The organism is Bacillus sp. cl96, from assembly GCF_900100505.1.
GTDB classification, from domain to species: Bacteria; Bacillota; Bacilli; order Bacillales; family Bacillaceae_G; genus Bacillus_A; species Bacillus_A cereus.
In genome coordinates, this window is record NZ_FNDM01000027.1 from 1 (window position 1) to 24,450 (window position 24,450).

Here is a 24,450-nt window from a genome sequence, read left to right on the forward strand (position 1 = left end):
GGGGTACCGCCAGCATTTCGGAAAAAAACCACGCTAAGAAAATCAGAGTTAAAAAATCAGAAAATATATCATTATTCCAAGACACATACAGTGTCTTTTTTTATACAAAAAATAATACAACACAATATTAATTGTGTTGTATTAGGTGTTATAATAAATATAAATCTAGGGGTTTAACGCAACACAATTTATCGATAAATAAATACTTTTAGACGCAACACAATTTATAGACGCGGAGGAAATCACATGGATGTTGCAAAACAGTTTTCTTCTTATCTTAAACAAGAGAATAAAACTGAGAACACTGTTCAGGGATACACATCAGGTATTAGACAGTACATAAAATGGTTTGAAGGTTCCTATGACAGAAAATTAACAAAATTGTACCGACAAAATATCTTAGAGTACATTAGTTATTTAAAGAATGTCAAAATGTTGAACGCCAAGTCCATTAACCACAAGATTAGTAGCCTTGCTAAATTTAATGAATTTCTAATACAGAAAGGAAGTCAACAAGATCAAGTAATTTTAAAAACAGACATGATAAAGGTTCAAACTGTCTATGCTTCTCCAACCCAAATTGTTGAATTAGATGTAAAAAAGTTTTTACAAAGTGTGTTAGAGGATAATAACAAACGTAATTATGCAATTGCCACTCTCCTAGCATATACAGGAGTACGTATTTCAGAGGCATTATCTATCAAAATGAATGACTTCAATTTACAGACTGGGGAATGTATTATTCGAAGTGGAAAAGGAGGTAAACAACGAATTGTATTACTAAATAGTAAGGTACTTAGTGCTATCAAAGATTATCTCATCGATCGAAAAACATACAGTACAGCACATGAATCTCCGTATCTTTTTATTAGTAAAAAGCGAGAAAAGCTCGACCGTACGGTCGTCAATCGTATCTTTAAATCATACAGCAATGTTATTACTCCACACCAATTACGACACTTCTTCTGTACGAATGCAATTGAAAAAGGATTTAGCATTCATGAAGTTGCAAATCAAGCTGGGCACTCTAACATCCATACGACACTACTTTACACAAATCCAAACCAACTGCAGCTAAAAAATAAAATGGAGCTCTTATAAAGGAGTAAAGGGGAAACAATGGGAGTTAAACAATTACTGTCAGAGGCACAACGAAATGAGTTAATGGATTTATCACGTTTAACAGAATGGGATTTGGTAACATTTCATACTTTTTCTAAACATGACTTACATTTAATATTAAAACACCGTAGAGGATACAATCGTTTAGGGTTCGCTCTTCAGCTTGCATTAATTCGTTATCCTGGCTGGTCCTTAACAGAATATAAAGACATTCCACAATATGTAGTGGCTTACGTTGCGAGTCAGTTACAGATTCCACCTGAAGAATTTTTAGTATATGCCAAACGTGGGAATACTTTATGGGAGCATCTTGGGGAAATTCGAACAGAATATGGATATCAGAATTTTTCTTCTGAATATAAAGAAACTTTATTACAATTTTTAGTGCAACAAGCAATGGATAACAATAATACCCTCTATTTAATTGAAATAACAATATCTACATTGCGAAAAATGAAAGTCATTCTTCCAGCTATGTATGTGATTGAAGATATCGTCTGGGAAGCAAAGCAACAAGCAGATCAGAAAGTGTATAGTATACTACATGACGGTTTGGTCCAAGAACAAAAAGATCAATTAGATGCGTTACTTTTACCAACTATAAATGGTAAATCTCCATTAGCATGGCTAAAAGATGTACCGGCCCAGCCTTCACCAGAATCATTTTTAAAAGTAATAGACCGATTACAATTTGTTCAAAAAATTGGTCTTACTATTGATACCACAAAAATTAATACAAATCGTCTTCGGCAGCTCGCTAGATTAGGATCAAAATATGAGCCATATGCTTTTAGACGATTCAATGAAGTAAAAAGATATAGTATGTTAGTCTCATTTTTATTGGAGATTACACAAGACCTTATAGATTACGCAATTGAAATTCATGATCGTCTTATGATGAATCTTCAAACAAAAGGGAAAAAAGAACAAGACGAAATACAGCAAGCAAATGGGAAAAAATTAAACGAGAAGATTTTACAATTTATTACTGTATGCGGGACACTAATTGAGGCAAAAGAAACGGGTAAAGATGCTTTTGCAGCCCTAGATGAAGTAATGTCATGGAATGAGATGGTCGAATCTGTTGAAGAAGCAAAACAACTATCACGGCCTTTAAATTATGACTATTTGGATTTGTTAAATACTCGTTATTCCTATGTTAGACGATATGCACCTACTTTATTACGCAGTCTTCATTTTAGAGCGACGAAATCTGGAGAACCCGTTTTACAAGCACTTGATACGATTCATGAATTGAATGAAACAGGTAAACGAAAAGTGCCTCATGGCGCTCCCTTACACTTTGTATCTAACCGTTGGCAAAAACATGTATATGATGATGACGGAAACATTAATCGGCACTATTATGAATTGGCAGCTTTAACCGAGTTAAGAAATCATATTCGTTCAGGAGATATTTTTGTATCAGGCAGTAGACATCATAAGGCATTTGATGATTATCTTATACCGTATGATGAATGGAACGAAGTTTCAAACATTCCAAATGGCCTTACAGCCCCTTTAAAAGCTGAAGATTATATAACTGACCGAATAAACCGATTAAATGAACATTTAGAATGGTTATCAAAAAATAGCGAGAAATTAGAAGGAGTAGATATTAGTCAAGGAAAACTACATGTTGAGCGATTGGATAGAGGAACTCCAGAAGAAGCAAAAGCATTTAGTAAACTTCTTCATAGTATGTTACCCAGAATAAAACTGACAGATTTACTAATAGAAGTGGCCAGTTGGACTGGATTTCATGATCAATTTATCCACGCCTCTACCAATCAATCTCCTGATCAAGAGGAACAGAATATTGTATTAGCTACTTTGATGGCAATGGGGACAAATATAGGTCTTACAAAAATGGCGGAAGCTACCCCTGGAATCTCCTATAGACAAATGGCAAATGCTTCACAATGGAGAATGTATGATGATGCAATGGTTCGCGCTCAATCTATTCTCGTGAATTTCCAAAAGGAACAAAAGTTATCATCCTATTGGGGAGATGGGACAACTTCTTCTTCTGATGGTATGCGTTTATCCATTGCTGTACGTTCTCTACATGCAGATTCCAATCCACACTATGGAACGGGAAAAGGTGGAACCATTTATCGATTTGTAAGTGATCAGCTATCTGCCTATCATGTGAAAGTCATTACTACCAATGCACGAGATGCTCTTCATGTATTAGATGGGCTTCTTCATCATGAAACAGATTTAAAAATTGAAGAACATTACACAGATACAGCTGGATATACAGATCAAGTTTTCGCTTTAACACACTTGTTGGGATTTCGATTTGCTCCTCGTATTCGTGATTTGGCAGATACTAAGCTTTTTTCTATACCTGGTGGAGAAGAATATGAAAATGTTCAAGCACTTTTAAAAGGAAAAATTAATGTAAAGTTAATAAAAGAAAACTATGAAGATATTAGAAGGTTGGCATACTCGGTTCAAACAGGAAAAGTATCTAGCGCTCTTATCATGGGGAAGCTCGGATCATATGCAAGACAAAATAAACTCGCAACAGCACTTGGAGAAATGGGACGAATCGAGAAAACCCTCTTTACGCTGGATTACATATCTAATAAAGCCGTAAGGAGACGGGTTCAAAAAGGTTTAAATAAAGGAGAAGCAATCAATGCATTAGCTAGAATTATATTTTTTGGACAACGTGGAGAATTTAGAGAACGTGCTCTCCAAGACCAGTTACAAAGAGCTAGTGCACTAAACATAATTATTAACGCTATAAGTGTGTGGAACACTGTATATATGGAAAAAGCCGTAGAAGAATTAAAAGCAAGAGGAGAATTTAGAGAAGATTTAATGCCATATGCGTGGCCGTTAGGATGGGAACATATCAATTTTCTTGGAGAATACAAATTTGAAGGATTACATGACACTGGGCAAATGAATTTACGTCCTTTACGTATAAAAGAGCCGTTTTATTCTTAATATAACGGCTCTTTTTATAGAAAAAATCCTTAGCGTGGTTTTTTTCCGAAATGCTGGCGGTACCCCATGAAGAAGCTAATAAAAATGATATTTAGTATAGAGTGTCTCATATTTGCACTGATGATATGGTTTTTCTTATGGTCTTATACATGGATGACTAATGAAGCAAAAGAGGATAAGGTAAAATCCCTACAAACTTATGAAAATATTAAAATAGCAGAAGAGTTAATTGCAAAGGAACTAAATAAGGATATTAAAAACATTAAGTTATTTGATAATAGACATGGCAAAGAACTAAATAATCAAAAATGGGTAGAAGAGGACATGAATTGTAATGTCAAAACGGATGATGGAAAGTATAAAGTGTATTTTAATGTCAAAAAAATAATTGATAAAAAAACGAATACTGAAATGTATGCCCCTAAAAATATTGAAAAGTTAGTAAGGGAGTAACTTAAAATGGTCAATATTATTATCATTTCAGGAATTGTTTTTCTAATATTAGTATTGCTAGTTCTTTATATCCATTGGCTAATAAATTAAAGGGAGAGAAGAAGTATGAAAATAAAAGAAACAGATTGTAAATATACGTATTGGGAAGAATCAATAAAAATGTTTTATAAAAAGCAAGAATGGGAACGAAAAAGACAGCAAGAAAATCAAGGAAAACGAGAAGGTAAGTAGCATGGATTCGCAAACAAAGAAGAATACCAGATCTAAAATAGGGTTAATTAAAGTAATAAGCATAATTATCTTTATTGTTGGAGGGCTAGTTTATATAGGAATTAGTTGGGAGGAGTATCTTGATAAGAGCAATAAGGCGCATGCTATAAAGATAGAACAAACCCATGAAAATATAAAAATAGCAGAAGGGATGATTGAAAAAGAATTAAATATTAGTAGCAAATATTTCAAAATGCTCGGTACACGCACTCTTTTATTTTTATCAGAAGATGCAGAACTAAACACCAATACGGATGCATATTGGGTAAGTAAAGATATAACATGTAAAGTACAAGTTAATGGTGAGAATTATAGCGTTACTTTTGAAACTCAAAAAGTAGATAGTGAAAATGAAGAATTAGAAATGTATGAACCAGTAAAAATTAACAAGATCATAAAGGAGCAGAAATAGTATGAAAAAATTCTTACTAGGATTTGTTCTTATAGGGCTTGTTGGTTGTGTAGATGTTGATAAGCCGGTAACAGGGGATTCTGAAGCTGTACAAGAGATTTCAAGTGAGAAAGAAGGTATTAAGGTTTTTGTAGATAAAGAGACAGGGTGTGAGTATTTATATAGAAATAAATTTGTTGGAAATGTTACATATGGTGGAATGACAATTAGACTAGATGAACAGGGTAAACCGAAAGGGTGTAAAAAAATCTCTGAGCAAAATTACAACTAAATATGGAGGGTTACAATGTCAGTTTATATTGAAGGAATTCATGAGGATTATACTTATGGATTCCTTTTTTACTCTAAAAATAAAAGAATTGTTTTGGATGATGGAGTTCAAGAGTACCCAATAGATGAAGCAGAAGTACTCCTGGAAAAAGAATTCGTGTTTATAGATGAGTTAAGGAAGCTTGATCCATTAAAAGTACCAGGATTAAGAGCAAGGATTAAATTACAAGTGAATTAAATAGAAATCAAAAGTCTATCAAAGCCTATTGGTAGACTTTTTAGTTTTATTTAAACAGTAATGAAGTTGGAAGGGAGGAGAGAATATAATGCCAGTCTTTCATGTTTGGTATAAAAAAGGAATAACAGATGAAGATAAATTACATCAAATTGTCAGGTCGAAAAATGAAAATAAGGCAATATTAAAAAGTGATGCTTATAAGGAGGGAAGGTGTATAGATGATGTGGGAATAGAAAAATATGAGTGCCTTAAAGCGGAATTCGGTATGTCTTTAAGGGAGGAGTTATTCGAGCTTGGATGGGCATTTCGATGTGCGAAATGTTATCAGGTAGTAGGTGATGGCATAATATTAACCAAAGTATTCCGTGGAATATTTTGTGAATGTTGCAAGGAACAGAATGCCAAAGAAATTGATGAGTATTCACATTTTAGAAAAGTTATTGATGCAAGGCTAACTTATATATTTCGTATTAGTTGTTTGCTCATCATAATTGGGACGTGCATGGCTGGATATATTTATGATGGGATTTCATTACCAGGATTTGTTATGAGTTATCTTTTATGGTGTACAAACTGGCTGTTTTATTATATTTCTGTTAATCAATCAACGTTTGAGCCTGAGAGTGACCTGAAAAAAGATTCGATTGCAATAGGCGGTTTTACGTTTATCCCTATTGTGATAAATTTGCTTGTTACTGGTGAAATTCCTAATTGGTTATACCTTGATTGGTTTAATAGCCAGTGGTTAAATTTAAGTTCGTTTTTAATATTAGCTGTAATTTTAATGATAATAGCGTATATTATCATATTTATATTCTGTGTATTAGTGCATGAAGCGATACCTTCTTTAATACGATGGTTAAAACGACAAAGAAAGAGCTATTGGATTGATTTAAATTATGGTGATTGGGTTATTTATAAAGGATGTACTTGTCAGGTAATAAGTTCTAATACTTTATTTCATAGTAATAGATATTCTGTAACTCTTGATGAATGGAGTTACCTTAGTATTGAAAGTATCACTCGCTTAGATGGTTATTTTATAGTTGAAAATAAAAAAAACATAACTGTATTTATGGATGAGGATGAGATTGAAAGAGTAGCAACAGAGGAAGAAATTCAACAAGAAATAAATAGAAGAAGTAAATTCAAGATATATGAGTTTAAGGAAAGATATGGGTTAGAATTCACATGTGAGCAATATGGACCTGAACTCATAGACAATCGATTTTATTCAGAGGGTATCATGTTTAATAATACCAAAGTTAAGAGCAAGGATTAAATTACAAGTGAATTAAATGGAAATCAAAAGTCTATCAAAAATATATGGTAGGCTTTTTAGTTTTATTTAATAAGGAGTGGTTAAGAGTGCTGAACAAAGTAACTATTGAGTTTGGAGAAGGAACAAAAGCCTGGAAGGATATGCAGGATGTAATGACTATTTTAAAAGAAAAAGGATATTCTGTTGAACCTTATGAGGAAATTGGCACTGTAAAACTAACTAAGGGGATTGTTGATGAGATGTCTGAAGAAGATAGAGGAGCAGAGTCATTAGCAGCGGTATACCATTCTAAGTAAATTGTCATAGCGCTATGATTCGACTGAAAGGAGGTTTATATGGAAGAAAGAGCAAGAAGTCCAACCAATCCCCTTCTCTCATGTGAGGATAGATCCTCATGGTTGTAAAGAGAGGAGGAATACGATTGTGGTTTAGAAGGTCATTTAGTTTACTATTTGTTGTTATGCTTCTGTTTGGAAGCTTGGCCGACTTTGTATCAATTGGACATGCAGAAAGTACATCGGACCAGAAACAGGCTCAAGAGAAAAAAACGGACGATGTGACTGTGCTGCAAGAAAAATCTGATCTGAAGAGTACGGGAACTAATCCAAGCGAGGTAGTTGTAGCAAATGGTAAAAAAGGTAGTGAGTTGTTTGATTTTGAAGCCTTTATTAAGCCTTCAGACATTGTAGATGGAACAGCACCTTTTGATTCGAATGATGAAGCAGGTAATGATTCTAGCCCTAATAATGGCATTGTAAGGACGTTTGATACAGTAACGTACCCATTGAAAGTGACGATTAATCCTAAGAAGAATGAAACGTTAAAAAATATTAAGATGAAAATCACTGGTACATTAGAAAATGGAATTACAAACAAGCGTGTTAATGCAAAATTTGCTGTTGGTGGTAAAGAGGATTTGGAAAAGGGTATTGTTTCTTTTGATATGGAATACACGTTAAAGGAAACAGGTAACTCCTTAATGATTCCTGTTACGGTGGAAGTACAAGGGGCGGAGCATGGATTGAAATTAAAGCCTAACATTAAAATCCAGGTTATAAGTGTAGATGGGAAAGATATTGCAAATGAAAATGTATCGCAATCATTTGATGGTATTAGTCCCGTTACTACTTCAGGAAAGGTTAATGTAAAGGCTCGCTTTACTGCTTCTTATGGTGGAATGCCTAGATTGGATTATAAGGTTTATGATCCCAATGCAAAAGAGGATGATCGTACAATCATATATCCAGTTGCTTTAGATTTATTTGTAAATAATTTACCAAACCGAACTGATTTACGAGGAGCTACATTCCCTGCTGGAAAGATTAATTATCACTTTAATTTTTCAGGAAAAGTCGATTGGGATTATAAATCGTTAGGTGCAGAAACATTGAATTTTGAGGGTCGGGATAAACCGATAAAGATCTTTAACTATCAGGCTATTGATAAAATAGTAGATAAAGTGCCACAAGAAGGTACGGAAAGTTTTGAAATTGGTATGAAGGGCTATAAAGATCCTCGTACTGAGACAGCAAACAGTCCTAAATCATATATTCCAAAAGATATATGGAATGCTAGTGATATTGATAAATACACGATTGACAGTGTATGGGATAGTGGAACAGTACGTTTGAATAAACCAGAAATTACAAAGGATCGTGTAGGTTATACGGGTAGTATAGAAGACTATGTAATTGGTTCAACTTTCCCAACGATGATGTCAAGGCCAGGTTATTCAGTAATTCCTACCTTCGGAAAGAATGAAAAAGCATTTTCAAGCACACGTTTCTTAATACATTCAACAAATGAATATTATCCTGTACTGGGTAAAAATAATAAGGATAATCTACCGAATAATGTTTTTTATTATTTAGAATTTGTTATTGATTCTTATGAGGATGGCAAGGGTAATACAATTCCTTATAACACTGTTGGAAGATACACGCTTACCGAAAGGAATAACCCTAAAGGTGCATACTCCATACAAACTACATTCCATACAACAGATCATAAGGAGTTAGGTACACCAAATGTTGGCTATAGCGCTGTATCTAAAGGAGATCCAACAGTTATAGTAGGACAAAATGTAAAAGTCGTTAGTCATTTGAATGTTCGTGCTGTTACAGAAGGTGGTACAACGATGATTTATAAGTGGAATACAGATTCGTTTTATCTATCTAAAAATAGTGCGGAAACAGCTAGGAAGAACATGTTAAACGAGGGGTATCCCAACACTTCTGCGGGAAGGGTTACAAATAGTGATAAACAAAAAATCTATTTTGGAATATCTAAAAAAGGAGATAATTCTTTTGAAACACTAACCCAAAACAAAGATGAGGATTATGATTGGTATAGCACATATGATGAAGCAAAGAAACAAGGTGAAGTAGCTGCTATCAAAAATGATATTAATGCATCTATGGGGGATGGTGAGGTTGTAGCATGGAATATTCCATTAGAGGTAAAAACAAAGAAAATAGGTAGTGTTAATGAAAAAGGAACGCCAAACATAACGGTTACGGATTCAATAGTGTATCCTTCAGCTGATAGAAAAGTGGGTTATCGAGTACGTGGTGAAGGGAAATATAATAACTTTACTGAGTATGATGAAAAGGGAAATATAACAAAACTGCAATCTCCTGTAGGAAGTACTGTGAATTTTGAAACGCTAGGCATTATGAATGGTGAGACGAGTAGTGATGTGAAAACAAATAAAAATACTTACTACAGTTCAGATAATGTTAGTGTAACCGTTGATAATTTAGTAAAGTTACCTGATGCAATGGATTATAATTCATTAGATGAAAAAGTAGAAATGAGAGTGAAAATACCAAAAGGTCTTGATTATGTGGTTGGTTCTGCTAAATATGGTGATCAGTATATCGAACCAAAAATTGAGCAACAAAATGATGGAAGTAATCATTTGATTTGGCATGACACATTGACTCGTGGTAATAAAACGCTCAAAAAAATCAACTTTGAGACAAGAATTAATCCTGTACTACTTCCGCAAGGAAATCAGGTAGGTTTGGAAATTACGAATGTTCTTAGTAGTGCGATGGACACAAGGGCAGAAAAATTTAGGACAAGTTCTAAGAATATTTCAGTTGTGAAAATTGGTATGGTTGGTGTTAGTGAAACAATTGAGAAAGTGACAGGGAAAAAGAACAGTGACTATGTGGTCGGTGTTCAACCGTATACGACAATCAAAGATGAGTCACATATTAAGGCACTTACATATGTTCCAAGAAATAAGGATCATAATGGATCTGCTTTTAATGGTGTTACTTTCTTGAGACAAATAGCACTAGAAAATGCTAATAATAAGAACGTTGAAATATGGCTTAATAACAGCTTTGTTGAATCAAATAATCCAAACAAAATTGATTTAAAGTCAAATGGTTGGTATAGGTATACAGGAGAGCAGGATCTATCAAAAGTGGTCTCTATTTTGCTGTATATAAATGATTCATTAAGTAGCAGCGATATTGTAAAAATGAATCTTGTTTACGGCACACATAAAAATGAATTTGGAGATTTTTACGTAAGTAAAACAGTGGTAAATACCTCTGTTGATTACAAATTATCTCCTGTTTCTAACCAGGTGAAATATACAATTGTAGCAGATGCAAATTTAGGTCTTAGAAAAATAAGAATCGATACTGCACCTGCTGATATTGGTTTGCCAGTAATTGTACGTTTAGACAAGGACATCATTTATGAGGACTCTAATAAGAGTAATGTTGCTGTTAACTTATATGATAAGTCTGATAATAAGTTGGTAGACAGTAAAGTATATACAATTCAGGAATTACCGGAGGAAATAAAATTCAAGGTAGATCCTAAATTTTTAAAGAAAAATAATAAGAGAAACTACGAGGTTAGATTTGAAAAAGTCAATAAAGAATCTATTTTTATCGTAGATGGGAAAGGAAAAGTAGATACGGATGGTTATACTTCTTCTGAAGAAACTGTAAAGGCAAATACAAAAGCATCTACTGAGTTAAAATATAAAGGCGTTATAATGACGGAGCGTGAAGTCGGAAAAGAGATGGAAGTCTTTTATGAAACACTTACAATTCCGTTAAAACAGCTACCTAAACAAAAAACTGGCTATGGTTTTGAGTTGAAACCATTAGTTAGTTATAACAATGAATTAGCGGTTTCTTATGATGTTAAGACAAATGCTTTAGTAGATAAGAGATTAATTGATTCTCATTTGAATTATGAGAAAAAAGGTGATCAATTTGTTGTTCCTTTAGAAGAAGCTGAGAAAACAGGCAGCACGGACAAAAAGAACACTGATTATCTTTTTGAATTGCCACATATTAATGTGGAACAAAAAACGGGTAATTTATTTACAGACCAACAAGTAAAAGACCATGATCCACGTATTAAGAATGCAATAAAGGATGGGAAGCGAAAGTTATATGTTCCTATTTGGGCAGATCTGGGAGAATACAACGTTTTAATAGTATCGGGAATCCCTATAGGCGCTAATAAAGTTAACTTTGAGGTAACACAACCATTAAATTTATATGCATATATGTACGGGACAATTGGCTCGAAAACCCTGGAAGATGATGAATTACTGTTAGAGCCTGTTGATCCAAAAAATCCTTTCTCAAATGGCAAACCGCCTGGTTGGTCAGATGTAGATGTTGCTTGGTTAAAGCAATAGGAAAGGAGATGAAAAATGTGTGAATGTCCTAACTTATCATTCGGCCAAGAAACAAATTATCTTTATGGCGCTATACTTCGTAATTACAGGAATAGTAATTCGTTTAATTGGATATTCGTTGCAAGGCAGCCTTTCTGCTTTTACACAAGCTGGCATCGGAAATTTACTTTCGGGAAATTTATCATTAGGTGATATGTTCCACTTTGACTTTAGCTTTGATACGAGTCAATTTGATGGATTTAGTTTTAATATGTGGATTGTTTTTATAAAAGACAAGATTCATAGTATTATAAATGATTTATTGCCTACTACATTAGGAGCAATTAATATGCTTATGATGGGCAAATACTTAACGGTAGAGCGTGCTATTAAATTAGGCATTAGGTTGTATTAAAAAATAAATAATTGGTAGAAAAAGAGACGTGATTTTTTAATTGCGTCTCTTTTTTATATACAAAAATAAAAATTGAGAGGATGTAGTAAATATGTTAGATCAAAATACGGATCGTAGTTGGTGGATGATTGGTGCAGTTTCTGTTGGTGGTGTTTTGTTAGGAGCAATCCTAATCGCTTATCCTGAAATTTTACAATCAGTAATTGATTTGTTTAAGCAAAAACTGGCTGCTGCATCAAAATAACTCTTTTAAATGTGGATGTTTAACCATTATCCAACAAATTAGGGGGAGTAAGCTCTCCCTTTATTTGCTTGGAAAGGAGTGAAAGAAGTGAAAGAACATCCTTTCATCCTAGTGATAATCGTTTTAGGGATTTTCTTAGTTTCCATAGGTGGTTATTACTATAGAGAGAATTTTGCTACTGATTCAGTCACACAAGGAGTTACAGAGACAGTTCGAGCGAGTGTAATTTCGAATGTAGATAATAGCTCTCGTGTGCAAAGTGGAGAGCTGTTTATTGTAAAGAGTGATTTTGAAAAGGATTTTAAAAAACGTATTGAGTCAAATAAGCTTGTGAAAATCAGTAACGATGCAACATATGAATTTAAGTACCGAGATAATAAGAATGGCTCTACTAAAGCAATTCGAGCCATTATCCATGACGGAGATCAAACGTATCAAGCAACTTATAAAGTAAGTATTGCAACATCCTAGCAGAAAGGAGAATTGTATGTTAGAAGCGTTTAAGAACGTAGCAGTAAAAAAGAAAAAAGACAGTAAATTTAACGATTTTAGCTCTGTGAATTTTCAAAAATCTTTAGAAACAATAAGAAATGATTTGAAAAACAGTAAAGCGGAATTAGTTATTGATGCCATGTTAAAAGAAGAAGCAAGACAAAAAATCAAAGATATTATTAAAGAGAAATATGCAGCTCATTTCATGGATTTTCCAGAAGATAAATTGGTTGAGGTTTATGAGTATGTGGTATCTGAAATTGTTGGAACAGGTGTTATAGAAAGGTTAATTAATGAACGTCCTGATATTACTGATATATCATATAACTCAAGTCACTTAATTGTAGAATCTAGTGATTATAAAGAAATTCATAGAGACACTGATCATCAAATTACGGAACAGTATATAACACGAGTAATACAGAAATTTGCTCATGCAGTGGGAAAAGAGTTTGCTCCTAAATCACCTATTTTTGATGGTGTTTATGACTCTGTACGTATTAATGCGGTTCATCACCAAAATACAACAGGGAATTCTACAATGTCATTAAGGATTGTTCGTCCGAGATTGGCATTACATGAAGGAAACTTTGAAACATTTGCTCCTACGTTCATGCTTGAATTCTTTAGAATTCTCATGGAAACCCGAAATAACATTGTGATTTCAGGAGAAACAGGGACAGGGAAAACCGAGTTTTTGAAGCTTTTGTTCTCATATATCCGATTTGAACATAAGGCAATTATGATTGAAGATGTTCCTGAAACGCATGTAAAAAAACTATTTCCTGATAAAGATGTGTTTAGTTGGTTAACGGGACATGGGGTTACTGTTACAGATCTTATAGAAGCTGCATTGCGAAATAATCCACGCTGGATAATGATTTCAGAATTACGTGGTAAAGAAGCATATGAGATGATTCAAGCGGTGTTCTCAGGACATCATATTGTTACTTCTTTACACTCTGTAGATGCAGAAACTTCTCCAAAACGACTTGTTAATATGTCAAAGATGGGATACCAATTTGATGAAAAATCTCTAGAAGAGGATATTTTGCGCTATTTTAATTTTGGATGCCATATTAAGCGATTGGTAGTAAAAACAACTAAACAAGGGAATGTACAGATTAATAGAGTTATTCGTTATCTAGCAAAGGTTGTGGAATATTCGCCAGAAGGTAACAGAATGGTATTTGAACAAAAATATAAAAATGGTAAATTTACTTATTCAACAGGAAATCTATCTGATCAATTTTATGAAAAGTTAGCGGAAAATGATATGAATTATAAACTTCCTGATTTTAAGGATGAAGTAGCCGTTAAAAAGGATTTAATCATTAGTAGATAAAAAATGGAAAACTCCGAGAAAGGAGGTAAAGGTTTGAAAATCTCTACTTTTAATGCAAAAACAAGAAAAAAGAAATTTGTGAATGCCGAAGAAATTAATGCATTCAAGGTAGCATATGGGAAACCCTTAAACAAAAAGGATTATATGAGATATGCAGCTATTCCAGGTCTAGTTACAGGGGTATTTTCTTTTCTCTTACTTTATATATGGTGGCTCTCATTAATTTTAGGATTGATGGGGGCACTATACGGATTGAAAGTGCTAATGCCTAATATTATTAAAAGGGCATATGAGCGTGATTCATTTAGGGAAAGAAATAAATTTGTCAATAATATGACCTCTCTCTTATCGAATGAAAATCAAACATTATTAATCTCCTTAAAACGAGCGATTAAGCGTGCAAATGGGGAGTTGAGGGAAGATTTAAATATATTAATGGCAAATATTATTGGGGCGGATCAAACACAGGTGATTCATGCTTTTAAACAACTGTCCAATAAATATCGAGAAGATATTACATTTGATCAGTATTTAGAACAACTTGAAACATGTGTTTTAGAGGGGAGAACAAACCTGGAGACATTGAAAGATATTAAAACTCATCACAATGAAACGAAAGAAAAAAAGGATGACTATGCAAGAAAGAAAGAGGGCCATATGAAAGATATGAAAACTCTTTGTTTTATTATAGTAGTGTTCATCTTGGCAATTACTGTTTCTTTTGGTGTTAATACGTATATAACAGCATTTGCAAGACACCCTATTGGCTGGGTTACGGGTGGTATTTATATGAGTACAATATTTTTCTTCTTTAAATCCTTTACTGCATACTTTTTCGATGATTCGATAATGGAGGTCAAAGTATGAAGATAGTAACAGCTAAAAGTAGTAAAAAAAATCGTTACAATCGATTACTGGCGGAAGAAGATTTATATAGCATGTTAGAAGAAATGGGAAATACAAAGGCAATGATTGATAAATTTCAAAAGAGACGATTGTTACAATCATTTGTTATGTGTATTTTCGGATTGCTATTAGGTTTGTTTCTCTCCAGTTGGTGCTACCTCATAGCAATTGGTCTACCAATTTTCTTGTATCGTTCTAAATATACACACGTTAATAAGGTATATAGTGCTTTTAAATTTGAAAGACATTTAAATTTTTCTAAATTCACTAGATTATTAATGCCTTACTTGAAAGAGGCGGGTGAATCAGTGAGTCTATATCAAGTTTTTCGTAAAATACTTAATCGTATGGAAAAGCCAGTAGATAAAAATTCGTTAGCTAAATTAATGTCGGAAATGACAGACAAACCAAATGATATTCAGCCATTCACCGATTATGCTATGCGTTCAAGTGGTAGCGATATGTCAATAAACTTTATGCAACTTGTTTATGATTTTCAACAAAATTCATCAGATACAAACGTTATTAATGAGTTAGGACAAATAGCAAGTGCTGAGTTACAAAGAGCAATCGATGAAATTATCGCTTTTAAGTTAAGACGATTTAATTTCTTCCCTACGAAAATGGTAATGAGTTCTTTCATATTAGTAGTAGGGTTTGCAGCAGCGGTATTGGTATATCACCTATCATCAATTAATCTCTCATAAATAATAGGGGAGGGTGAAATGAAAATGAGTGGGTGTAAAATATGTTAGATGGTTCAATTATGACAATTGTAAAATGGTTTGTAGGGTTAATGTTAATCATGCTGATGGTTGCAGTAACCCTTTTCGGCATTCAATTGAACGATGTAAATTCTTATAAACAACAGGTGAATTATCAAATAGAACGACATGGTGGATTAACAAAAGAATCTATTCAGAATTTGAAGGAATATAGTGATCGTCAATACAAAGGAGCTTTTACTATAAAAAGTGAGCAACTAAATAAAAAAGTTAATTACGGTGACGTTGTTGATTATCAGGTAATAGCAAATTTGAAAATCATACTTTTTAATTTACCTGATGTGAAGATGGAATTTCATGGATCTGCAATCTCGCAAGTACGCTAGAGAGTAGGTGTTTGAGAAATGCTAGAAAATAATACTTTTCGCTTAATAGTTCTTATGGGGGGAGTAATCACACTTATTGCGATTATAACAATATGTTTAGATGAAAAGCCTAATATGGAAGGTTTATTCCATCATTTTATTTCTCAAAAAAACACAAAGTATTAAGTAAAGGAGTCAATTAGATATGGCTAGGAAAGTTGGTAAAAATGAAAAAACACCATTGCAGAATGCAGCAGCGGTGCTTTTAAAGAAACAAGGAACGATATATGAGGAATGGTCTCAAAAGATTGTAAGTGACAATTGCTTATCTCTACTTCAAGGGGGAAATCCTGAGTGGAGAAATAAGATGTTAGAAGGAGCTGCGATGGATCTCATCGCAGCTTCTGTTGTTGAAGAGGAAAAAAAGAACAAAACACAAAGTCAATCGGATGCACAACCGAAACCTAATCATTTAACTCAAAATAATCAATCACATAAATAAGAAAGTGGGAATTTAAAATGGATCTATTCAATATTTTTGCTATCAAATTATTAACTTACAATGATTTCTTTGATTCTGTAAGTAATGCATTAACATCTTGGTCTGGAAAGTTACAAGGACTTGGTATAGCAGTTATTATTTTCTGTGTATGTATTATTGCTTTCATGTTCATGTTCGGCGAAGGGCCAAGCCGTACAGCGAAAAAATGGCTACTTTACATTGTTGTTGGTGGTGTTCTTTTATGGGGAGCAGGAACTTTCGCAAGTACAGTTCAAGGCGTTACAGCTGGTTTCTAAGAAACACACTGAAAGAGAAGCTTACTAATTGTGGGCTTCTCTTTTGTTTTAAAAAAATTCTATATTTGAAATGAGGTTAAGAGAGTGTATATTGTAGAGTTTTTACAAAAAGAACAATCAAAAGCTTTCAAAAAGTTTTTAAGGAAGAATAAAGCAGGGAACGGAAAACAACTAGGGTTAAAGGCAGCAGAAGAGTTAATTCAAAGATATATTGAACAAAATCAACAATCTGATCAAGTGCTACTGTTATTGCAAGATGTTGAGAATGAAAAGGCATATGAATTTGAATTACCGGTACAAGTAGGAAGTGAATTTTCTTTACTCAATGCTATTTCAAAAGACCTTGAAAAAGGAACAGATTATAACTTAGGAATGGAAATCAAACAAGGTATATATGAAAGTTACAGAGCTGAAGAAGGTGGAGCAGTTATAGAACATGAGGAAGGAGCACCTAAAAAGAAAAAAGGTGGCTTGTTCGCTAAATTGTTTGGAAAAAAGGAAGAAGTACCACATGGTGATAATGAAGTGAAAAAAGAGTTTGCAGGTGTAGAGGAAAATCCTTTTGAAGAAATGCCTATGCATGAATTGAAAAGTAGGGGAACACATCATTTTGAGGATGAAGATATTCAGGGGCTACAAGAACACGCTGCTGCTTTAGATGAAAAAGAAGATGATGATCCATTTACAATTGAAGAAGAAGAACAAGATGAATTACCCGCAGGAGTGAACTTGGAAAAAGTGGCTGAAGAACTACCATTTCCTACAAATGAAGTTGATTCAGTTCAAAGTATAGAAGAAGAGCTATTTAGTAACGGTTCAGACGTTCAGAAAACAAATCAAGAGCCTGTAATTGAAGCTCAGAACCAAGGTGTAACATTCCCTGATTATGAAGAATATCTGAACCTTAGTGAAGTTGAGACAAAGCAAGAAAGATATGATTCACGATTTACTATCAAGCACTTACTAAGTCGGTTTGGTATGAGTGAGGAAGCAACTACAGGGCTTGAAAAGAAAAAAATGCAATATGTAAAAAACGTGTTAAGTGGAAAAGATTTTTTGCTGATTCAAGATAAATATTACCAAGAAGTAAATAATTTGAGAGATGAAATCCGTTTGGCTCTTGAAAATATTTATAAAGAAGTCATGATGCGTGATTATCAAAAAGAAGCTGAAGAAAGGCTGCAAGACATTTTTGAACAAGGTTTCCAAACAAGGTTAGCAGAGTTAAATGAGTTTGAGAACAAAGAAATGCAAGAAATGCAAAAAAAATTATCTGTATTTACTGAAAAACAAAGATTAGCATTAGAGTCTTTTAAATTGCAGCAAGAAGCAGAATTTACGGCATATCAAACAGAATTAGAAGGGCGTAAGAATACGTTAGTAAGTGCGTGTGAAGAAGAATTAAAGAAAGAAAATGAAATTGAAAAGAGAAAAGCAACTTTAGAGAAAGTGTATGAGTTGAAAGTAGAAGGCAAAAAAGAACTGATCAATAAAAAGAACGAGTATTTATCTGATTCTATAGAAATGACAGAACAGATTATGAACGCTGCCAATGAACAACAAGAAGTGGGGTTTGCGGTTTTAGAGGATAAAATGAAGCAGTTAATCCCTGAATGGAAAGAAGAAATTCAAGCAGAGCACGATAAAGAAATGAAAGAACGTCAATTAAAAATAGAAGAAGAAAAGAACAGAATTGAAGTAGAAGCACTAAACTTACAACAAAGAAAAGAGGAAGCGAAAGAGGTAAGGAGCACCGATAGAGAACAGAAGCTATTGAATATCATAGAAGATTTAAAAGAAAAGTTATTAAAAGCTCATGCTAACCCAGAACAACAGCCACTACAACAACCAGTGATGATGTATCCGCAACCTGTACAACAGCCAGTATATATGTATCAACAGCCAGTACAACAAGCTCCAATACAGCCACAACAACCTGTAATGCAACAACAAACAAAAACGTCTACAAAAAAACGGAGAACATTTTTAGCTAGACTAATGGACTCTGAGTAAGTGGTTAATAAGGAGGGAATGCGAAAATGACACTATTAAAATTCAAGCGGAATAAGTACCTTCATCATAATTACAATATTGATGGTGAAGACCTGCCACAAGAAAAGAATAGGATAAATAAAAAAGCACTCGCAATTTCTTCACTTGCGGTGCTTTTTCCTTTAGGTGGACTAAATTTTGTAGCAGGTACGTACTACGCCATTGTAAATGAATTATCAAAAACGGTTGAAAAGCCAACTATTTTTGATGTATTTGGTACGGATTGGGAGAAAGGTATTTCAATTAAAAATGTTTTTCTTCCTGTTCTGCCTACAAATATGTACTTGTTTGGCTTATTAGCTTCTACGGTGATGGGTTTTTTGGTGTATTCAAAGGTTAATTATCGAAGTGACGAAAATGTAGCTTATGGTCAAAAGGGGGATAGCCGTTTTACTACAATTGAAGAAATTCAAGAACAGTATAGAGAAATTCCCGAAAAGACGGAAATGTTTGAGGGGTATGGCGGTGTTCCTGTATCACATTATAAGAACAAATATTATGTCGATACAGATACAGTCAATACAGCAATACTAGGGGTTTCTCGTTCAGGTAAAGGGGAAACGATTGTCGTACCAATGATTGATAATTTGAGTAGAGCAAAAAATCAATCAAGTATGGTTGTAAATGATCCGAAAGGAGGCGCGACACGTTCCTAAGTGAAAAGCTTAGGCACTGTCGAACTCAACAGTTCAGCAGTGAACTGTCATTTTGAGAAGTCAAATGAAGGAGTAACGTCTGGAAGGGCTTCCCTTAATCCTCCGACATGCAGGAAAGTAAGCAAGTACTGAACTGTGTGAAGCTCGGTGAAGTCGGTTGAAGGTTACCGTAAATTAGTATCTCTAATACGAAAGCTATTCAGCGGTGGATGGTGTAACTGATAGACCGGAGGTCTATAAAACACTCAAGGTTAGGATGCGCGATGAACTAGAGGCGATCGCTAGTAAGCGCAGACGAATCCCTGATGGTACGGGTCTATATCGGGAGGGAATCGAAAGGTTCTCTGACACAAATAAGTGTCGCTACTGTGGGTGAGTAAAACTCTCCTTTATGAAAGCCCATATATCGTTACAGGCGTTATTAAGGTAGCAGGCTCATAGGGGAAACCTAAAAGTGTATGTACAGATAAGAATGACGGAACGTGGTAAGCTGCCGACATGGAGGGCTTGTTCTCTTTGAAGTGTTGCCAAGGAAAGTCACAATGAGATTAGTTGTCGATATAACTTGGTTTAACGGCAGTGAAAGTGGTGGCACAGTACCGATGAAACGTGTAATGAACGTGGAGGGATAGCCACTAGTCGATTGAAGATTGAAGGTTACTATTGGTTAACATGGTTTCGAGTAAGACTAAGAGATGTAATGCTCCAAAGTAATAAGGAGGTTACAGCCCATGTTAAAGAAAACCAAGCTAAGACATAACGAATATTATGATACACAAAAAAAAGTGTATGACAATTTATACTCGAACAGTCTTAACGGTAACAATTTCTTTCAATTGGAAACGATGGAACGCCGTATGCCCGGAAACGGGCGCGTACGGTGTGAAGTGGGGGAAAAGCTGGAGATAATCTCAAAGGCTTACCTATCACTATAATTGTATAGTGCATCTAAAGAGACATTAGAAAAACGTGGGTATGATGTTCAAGTTTTGAATATCTCAGAACCCTTACAAGGAATGTCGTATAACCCGTTACAGTTAGTCATTGATGCATGGGTGAATGGCGATGACCAAGAAGCGGCTAAACGAGCGAATACATTAACATTCTCTCTTTATAACAACCCAAATGCTGGTGATAATGCATTCTTTAATACATCTGCACAAAATGCGATTAACGGTATTATTCTCGCTATCGTGGACTATTGTGTGAAGAATAACTGTATTGAAAAGATTACAATGCACAATGTATCTCAAATGCTAAATGAATTAGGTACTTTTTATTATAAAGAGAAGCCTGATGATTTTACCGAAAAGAGCGCATTAGATGAATATTTTAAGAGTCTACCGCAAGGTAATGTCGCAAAGATGCAGTATGGATCAACTAGCTTTGCAGGAGAAAAAGCAAAGGGGTCTATTCTAGCAACAGCCAATCAAGGGTTACAAACTTTTGCGGATAAAATGTTTGCAAAAATGACTTCGAAATCAAGCTTGGATTTAAAACAAGTAGGTTTTCCTAAAAATCTATTTTTTCAGTTGGATGAACGATTTTTGAATAAGCGTGTAACGGTATCTTTTCATAAGAATAACCAAGAAAAAACGGAAATTTTAAGCTATGAAATTAAGGTGAAAGCCTTAGGTATGTGCAACATGAACTTTGATGAATCCCTAGAAGATGGGGATTTATTACTAATTCGTTATCAAGATGTAGAAAACCAAAAAAAGAAGTACAGATTATTTTATAGCTTACAGTTTGAAAAACTGCTAGATGAAAAGGGGCAAGTTGTTTATCAAAAGAAAGAGGGATGCGAACATAAACCTGAGTATCAGCGTCAAGTCACACTGATTTTAAAAGCTAATACTTTTCCTTTACAACCGAAAGCGAAGTTATCGTATTCCAATAAGCCTACAGCTGTATTTATGATCGTCCCCGACTACGATAAGTCGAATCACGCACTAGCAAGTATTTTTGTTAAGCAGCTGTATACAGAGCTATCGATGAATTGTAATGATACAAAGGGTAAAAAGTGTTATAGGCGTGTCCATTTCTTACTAGATGAGTTTGGTAATATGCCACCTATTGATGATATGGGTGGGGTATTAACGGTTTGTGCTGGGCGTAATATGCTGTTTAATTTGGTGCTTCAGTCATACTCGCAAATTGAGAAACTATATGATAAGCAAGCGAAAGAAATCAAACAAAACTGTCAAAATCATCTTTATATTATGTCGACAGATCCTGAAACAATTGAAGAAATTTCAAAACGTGCTGGACATGAAACTATTATTGGAAAATCTTCCAATGAAAGTCACTTGGATACAGATAACAAGGTAACGAAAAGTGCAGACCAACAACGTATCATCTCTCCAGATAGATTATCACAATTTCTTGAGGGAGAAACTTTAGTTATTCGTGCATTGCATAGACAAGATTTAAATAGGAAAAAAGTGCGACCATATCCGATTTTTAATACACAAGGAATGACAATGCCTTTTCGTTGGCAATTTCTATCGAGCTTGTTTGATACTTCAAATGATTTAAATGATATTGATATTCCTTCCTTACATACAGGATTAGATTTAACAGAGCTATACCTAAACTTCTTGGATTTTATATTAAATCCAGTTGCGAAAAAGGAATATATTAAAAAGCAACAAGCTAATCCTGTAGTGAAAAAAGAGCAAACAGATATTAATGAAGCGATTAAATCGCTCATTGGTCTTGTGAAAGAGAAAAGAAATAGAAACGACACTGAAGATATTCAGAAACGACTTGTACAAATGCTATTAGATTATGCAAAACATACCATCGTTCCAAAGACGGAAGAAGTGAAGTTTTTAAAAGAACATTCTTCAGATGATGAAATCAAGATGTATTTAGAAAAAATATTGGACATGTTGGTAGAGTAATTGATTTGAAATCAAGCAGAAAGGTAGAAAAGTAATGGCTACTATGAAAATAAAAGAATGGATGTTACGTAGTAAAAAATCTTTAGTTCTAGGGATTTTAGCAGTCGCAATGCTATTTGGAAGTTTCACGTTCACACCGATTGCGTATGCTTTTGATTGGTACAAATTTCTTGGTCTGAAAGATGTGGATACAGAAAAAGCAATTGTCTTTTTAAAAAATGAGTGGATACAATATGCTGATTTTTTAGGTTCTATTTGGCAAACAATTCAAGGAGGGATAATAAAGACATTACTCTATATCGTATCAGCGCTAGAAGGACTAATTCCTGACACTTTTTCTTTTTTTGATGTGCTAAAAGATGCAGGATTAAATGACTTTGCATCATCTATTATAAAGGGTTTATTCTATGCCTTATTCGTATTAGTTGTCGTATGGTTAGGGATTAGAACAATTATTCAGCATAAGCCCCCACGTTTTAAATCAGTAGGAGTTAACATTATTGTAATGATTGGCTTACTAGGTGGATTAAATGAGTTGATGGCGGATATGCAGAAGATATCCACTGATTTCTTTTCGGAAACGACAAACACTAGTAAAACAAAAGATGGATTGGCTTGGGATTTAGTCAAGCAGAATACAGCTGATCTGATTTATTTAAGTAAAACAGGATTCGATCCAATACGAGGGAAAAAGGAAAATGAACCAGCAATTTCATCTACAGATAATAAACCGAAAAATGGAATGGGAAAGGAAGTCTTCCTTCAAGCAAATTTGGGGGATATAGTGACACCAGAGTCTATAGAAGATTTATCAAAGCAGGATGGAATTCCTGAAGAAACGAAATTTTTATCTTATAAAATTACAAATGATGGGGATAAAGAAGTAATAGAAGAAATAAAGAATAGTGTGTTTAATCCATTTAAGGATAAATTTCCAGGGGGCTATGTTCGTTATCCAATGAACTTCGGGACTATATTTTTGGGGTTATTAGCTCTAGGAGTTGCTTATTTATTTACAGTTTTCGTATTTGTGATGACGATATTTGAAATTGCCATGAAGAAAATTATTGCGCCAATTGTATTCGTTACAGATATTGAAACGGGCGAAAAAACAAAAATGGTAATGCAGGATATCTTTAAAGGGTTCTTAATATTTGCCTTTACAGGTTTAAATTTAAGATTCTATACAATTATCGTTAACTATTTAGCAGAGAAAAACATCAATGCGTTTTTATATATCGTAGCAATGGTTTGTTTAACTGTCGCATTAATTAAAGGATCAGAATCTATTTTAAAATACTTTGGTGTTGATGTTGGATTAAAAGAAGGAAAGAATCACTTAATGGGTATGGTTGGCGGAGCTATGGCAGCGAAAGGAGCTGTGAAGGGCGTTGGTCGTATGTTTAGTGGTGCGAAGAACCTAATGAGTGGTGGAAGTGGACAAACACGAGAGGATACGCCTAAACGCTCTGAAATGGACTCGAATCATGAGAGTGCTGATCTACATGGAGAACAAAAGAATAATGCTAAAGGCGGCGGTATGCAAGCGAAGAAATTTGCTAGAAATACGGGCGCTGCGTTGAGTTATGCTACTAATCGTGGAGTTGGCGGCATGATGAATGATGCAGGAAATAAAGTGGCTGAGACTGTTGGTGGCGCTGTTGATAAAGGGAAAGAAAAAGTATCAGGCGTTGCGAAAGGCGTATCGGACGGTGTGAAAGGTACTGTAAGTGAATTTAAGAGTGGTCAAGAGCAAGGTAAAGAAAAGGCACAAGAAAATGCTGATCGTCAAACACTAAATACAATAGGTAAAGGTATTCAAAATAATGCAAATGCAGGTATAGAGCCATCTGCTAGCCCTAAGATGGCTAATCGTTCGAA

22 protein-coding genes and 2 pseudogenes are annotated in these 24,450 nt (G+C 34.2%); all 24 read left to right on the forward strand.

Going from position 1 to position 24,450, the window contains the following annotated elements; translation table 11 throughout:
- The first annotated feature begins 246 nt into the window (after positions 1 to 246).
- A complete protein-coding gene (gene tnpI, locus BLT20_RS28760; protein WP_000382147.1) occupies positions 247 to 1,101 on the forward strand; it encodes a TnP I resolvase in 855 nt (284 codons plus the stop codon).
- 18 nt (positions 1,102 to 1,119) lie between these two features.
- The gene (locus tag BLT20_RS28765; protein WP_000538375.1) at positions 1,120 to 4,083 is read left to right on the forward strand and encodes a Tn3 family transposase; all 2,964 of its coding nucleotides are present in this window, start codon (positions 1,120 to 1,122) and stop codon (positions 4,081 to 4,083) included.
- Positions 4,084 to 4,236: 153 nt separating this feature from the next.
- A complete protein-coding gene (locus tag BLT20_RS28770; RefSeq protein WP_228522939.1) occupies positions 4,237 to 4,536 on the forward strand; it encodes a hypothetical protein in 300 nt (99 codons plus the stop codon).
- A 105-nt stretch (positions 4,537 to 4,641) separates the two neighbouring features.
- Positions 4,642 to 4,767: a hypothetical protein gene (locus tag BLT20_RS31220; protein WP_016097501.1), complete on the forward strand. Its 126-nt coding sequence runs from the start codon at positions 4,642 to 4,644 to the stop codon at positions 4,765 to 4,767.
- Position 4,768: 1 nt separating this feature from the next.
- The gene (locus BLT20_RS28775) at positions 4,769 to 5,218 is read left to right on the forward strand and encodes a hypothetical protein (protein ID WP_016097500.1); all 450 of its coding nucleotides are present in this window, start codon (positions 4,769 to 4,771) and stop codon (positions 5,216 to 5,218) included.
- Between the two features lies 1 nt (position 5,219).
- Positions 5,220 to 5,489, forward strand: coding sequence for a DUF6440 family protein (locus BLT20_RS28780; RefSeq protein ID WP_016097499.1), 270 nt, complete (start codon positions 5,220 to 5,222; stop codon positions 5,487 to 5,489).
- Between the two features lie 15 nt (positions 5,490 to 5,504).
- Positions 5,505 to 5,726: a hypothetical protein gene (locus BLT20_RS28785; protein WP_016097498.1), complete on the forward strand. Its 222-nt coding sequence runs from the start codon at positions 5,505 to 5,507 to the stop codon at positions 5,724 to 5,726.
- Positions 5,727 to 5,814: 88 nt separating this feature from the next.
- The gene (locus BLT20_RS28790) at positions 5,815 to 7,008 is read left to right on the forward strand and encodes a hypothetical protein (protein ID WP_016097497.1); all 1,194 of its coding nucleotides are present in this window, start codon (positions 5,815 to 5,817) and stop codon (positions 7,006 to 7,008) included.
- 86 nt (positions 7,009 to 7,094) lie between these two features.
- Positions 7,095 to 7,304: a DUF8088 domain-containing protein gene (locus BLT20_RS28795; RefSeq protein ID WP_021729731.1), complete on the forward strand. Its 210-nt coding sequence runs from the start codon at positions 7,095 to 7,097 to the stop codon at positions 7,302 to 7,304.
- Between the two features lie 98 nt (positions 7,305 to 7,402).
- A complete protein-coding gene (locus tag BLT20_RS28800; RefSeq protein ID WP_044129296.1) occupies positions 7,403 to 11,686 on the forward strand; it encodes a hypothetical protein in 4,284 nt (1,427 codons plus the stop codon).
- A gap of 19 nt (positions 11,687 to 11,705) precedes the next feature.
- Complete coding sequence (locus BLT20_RS28805; protein ID WP_016097494.1) at positions 11,706 to 12,080, forward strand: hypothetical protein; 375 nt, start codon at positions 11,706 to 11,708, stop codon at positions 12,078 to 12,080.
- A gap of 91 nt (positions 12,081 to 12,171) precedes the next feature.
- Complete coding sequence (locus BLT20_RS30695; protein ID WP_016097493.1) at positions 12,172 to 12,324, forward strand: hypothetical protein; 153 nt, start codon at positions 12,172 to 12,174, stop codon at positions 12,322 to 12,324.
- An 87-nt stretch (positions 12,325 to 12,411) separates the two neighbouring features.
- Entirely contained in the window at positions 12,412 to 12,795 is a 384-nt protein-coding gene (locus tag BLT20_RS28810) for a hypothetical protein (protein ID WP_016097492.1), read from the forward strand.
- Positions 12,796 to 12,811: 16 nt separating this feature from the next.
- Positions 12,812 to 14,161, forward strand: coding sequence for a CpaF/VirB11 family protein (locus tag BLT20_RS28815; protein ID WP_016097491.1), 1,350 nt, complete (start codon positions 12,812 to 12,814; stop codon positions 14,159 to 14,161).
- Between the two features lie 33 nt (positions 14,162 to 14,194).
- Positions 14,195 to 15,028, forward strand: coding sequence for a hypothetical protein (locus tag BLT20_RS28820; protein WP_016097490.1), 834 nt, complete (start codon positions 14,195 to 14,197; stop codon positions 15,026 to 15,028).
- Positions 15,025 to 15,774 (forward strand): hypothetical protein, encoded by a 750-nt coding sequence (locus tag BLT20_RS28825; protein WP_016097489.1) that lies wholly within the window; start codon positions 15,025 to 15,027, stop codon positions 15,772 to 15,774. The genes BLT20_RS28820 and BLT20_RS28825 overlap by 4 nt, the downstream gene beginning before the upstream one ends.
- Before the next feature lie 41 nt (positions 15,775 to 15,815).
- Positions 15,816 to 16,178 carry a hypothetical protein gene (locus BLT20_RS28830; protein ID WP_016097488.1) on the forward strand — a complete coding sequence of 121 codons (363 nt, stop codon included), beginning with the start codon at positions 15,816 to 15,818 and terminating at the stop codon, positions 16,176 to 16,178.
- A gap of 18 nt (positions 16,179 to 16,196) precedes the next feature.
- Positions 16,197 to 16,343 (forward strand): hypothetical protein, encoded by a 147-nt coding sequence (locus BLT20_RS30700; RefSeq protein WP_016097487.1) that lies wholly within the window; start codon positions 16,197 to 16,199, stop codon positions 16,341 to 16,343.
- Positions 16,344 to 16,362: 19 nt separating this feature from the next.
- Positions 16,363 to 16,659 carry a hypothetical protein gene (locus BLT20_RS28835; protein WP_016097486.1) on the forward strand — a complete coding sequence of 99 codons (297 nt, stop codon included), beginning with the start codon at positions 16,363 to 16,365 and terminating at the stop codon, positions 16,657 to 16,659.
- Positions 16,660 to 16,676: 17 nt separating this feature from the next.
- Positions 16,677 to 16,955 (forward strand): TrbC/VirB2 family protein, encoded by a 279-nt coding sequence (locus BLT20_RS28840; protein WP_016097485.1) that lies wholly within the window; start codon positions 16,677 to 16,679, stop codon positions 16,953 to 16,955.
- 84 nt (positions 16,956 to 17,039) lie between these two features.
- Positions 17,040 to 18,968 carry a coiled-coil domain-containing protein gene (locus tag BLT20_RS28845; RefSeq protein ID WP_016097484.1) on the forward strand — a complete coding sequence of 643 codons (1,929 nt, stop codon included), beginning with the start codon at positions 17,040 to 17,042 and terminating at the stop codon, positions 18,966 to 18,968.
- A 26-nt stretch (positions 18,969 to 18,994) separates the two neighbouring features.
- Positions 18,995 to 19,645: pseudogene (locus tag BLT20_RS28850) on the forward strand (type IV secretory system conjugative DNA transfer family protein); the annotation flags it as partial.
- A 953-nt stretch (positions 19,646 to 20,598) separates the two neighbouring features.
- A pseudogene (locus BLT20_RS28860) lies at positions 20,599 to 22,569 on the forward strand (VirD4-like conjugal transfer protein, CD1115 family); the annotation flags it as partial.
- 34 nt (positions 22,570 to 22,603) lie between these two features.
- A partial coding sequence (locus BLT20_RS28865) for a pLS20_p028 family conjugation system transmembrane protein (protein WP_371127997.1) occupies positions 22,604 to 24,450 on the forward strand: 1,847 nt, incomplete at its 3' end.

Coding starts and splice junctions, on each gene's coding strand:
- BLT20_RS28800 (WP_044129296.1), top strand. CDS start 7,403: ATGGTTGTAAAGAGAGGAGGAATACGATTGTGGTTTAGAAGGTCATTT.
- BLT20_RS28780 (WP_016097499.1), top strand. CDS start 5,220: ATGAAAAAATTCTTACTAGGATTTGTTCTTATAGGGCTTGTTGGTTGT.
- BLT20_RS28775 (WP_016097500.1), top strand. CDS start 4,769: ATGGATTCGCAAACAAAGAAGAATACCAGATCTAAAATAGGGTTAATT.
- BLT20_RS30695 (WP_016097493.1), top strand. CDS start 12,172: ATGTTAGATCAAAATACGGATCGTAGTTGGTGGATGATTGGTGCAGTT.
- BLT20_RS28830 (WP_016097488.1), top strand. CDS start 15,816: ATGTTAGATGGTTCAATTATGACAATTGTAAAATGGTTTGTAGGGTTA.
- BLT20_RS28815 (WP_016097491.1), top strand. CDS start 12,812: ATGTTAGAAGCGTTTAAGAACGTAGCAGTAAAAAAGAAAAAAGACAGT.
- BLT20_RS31220 (WP_016097501.1), top strand. CDS start 4,642: ATGAAAATAAAAGAAACAGATTGTAAATATACGTATTGGGAAGAATCA.
- BLT20_RS28765 (WP_000538375.1), top strand. CDS start 1,120: ATGGGAGTTAAACAATTACTGTCAGAGGCACAACGAAATGAGTTAATG.
- BLT20_RS28840 (WP_016097485.1), top strand. CDS start 16,677: ATGGATCTATTCAATATTTTTGCTATCAAATTATTAACTTACAATGAT.
- BLT20_RS28785 (WP_016097498.1), top strand. CDS start 5,505: ATGTCAGTTTATATTGAAGGAATTCATGAGGATTATACTTATGGATTC.
- BLT20_RS28835 (WP_016097486.1), top strand. CDS start 16,363: ATGGCTAGGAAAGTTGGTAAAAATGAAAAAACACCATTGCAGAATGCA.
- BLT20_RS30700 (WP_016097487.1), top strand. CDS start 16,197: ATGCTAGAAAATAATACTTTTCGCTTAATAGTTCTTATGGGGGGAGTA.
- BLT20_RS28825 (WP_016097489.1), top strand. CDS start 15,025: ATGAAGATAGTAACAGCTAAAAGTAGTAAAAAAAATCGTTACAATCGA.
- BLT20_RS28770 (WP_228522939.1), top strand. CDS start 4,237: ATGACTAATGAAGCAAAAGAGGATAAGGTAAAATCCCTACAAACTTAT.
- BLT20_RS28790 (WP_016097497.1), top strand. CDS start 5,815: ATGCCAGTCTTTCATGTTTGGTATAAAAAAGGAATAACAGATGAAGAT.
- tnpI (WP_000382147.1), top strand. CDS start 247: ATGGATGTTGCAAAACAGTTTTCTTCTTATCTTAAACAAGAGAATAAA.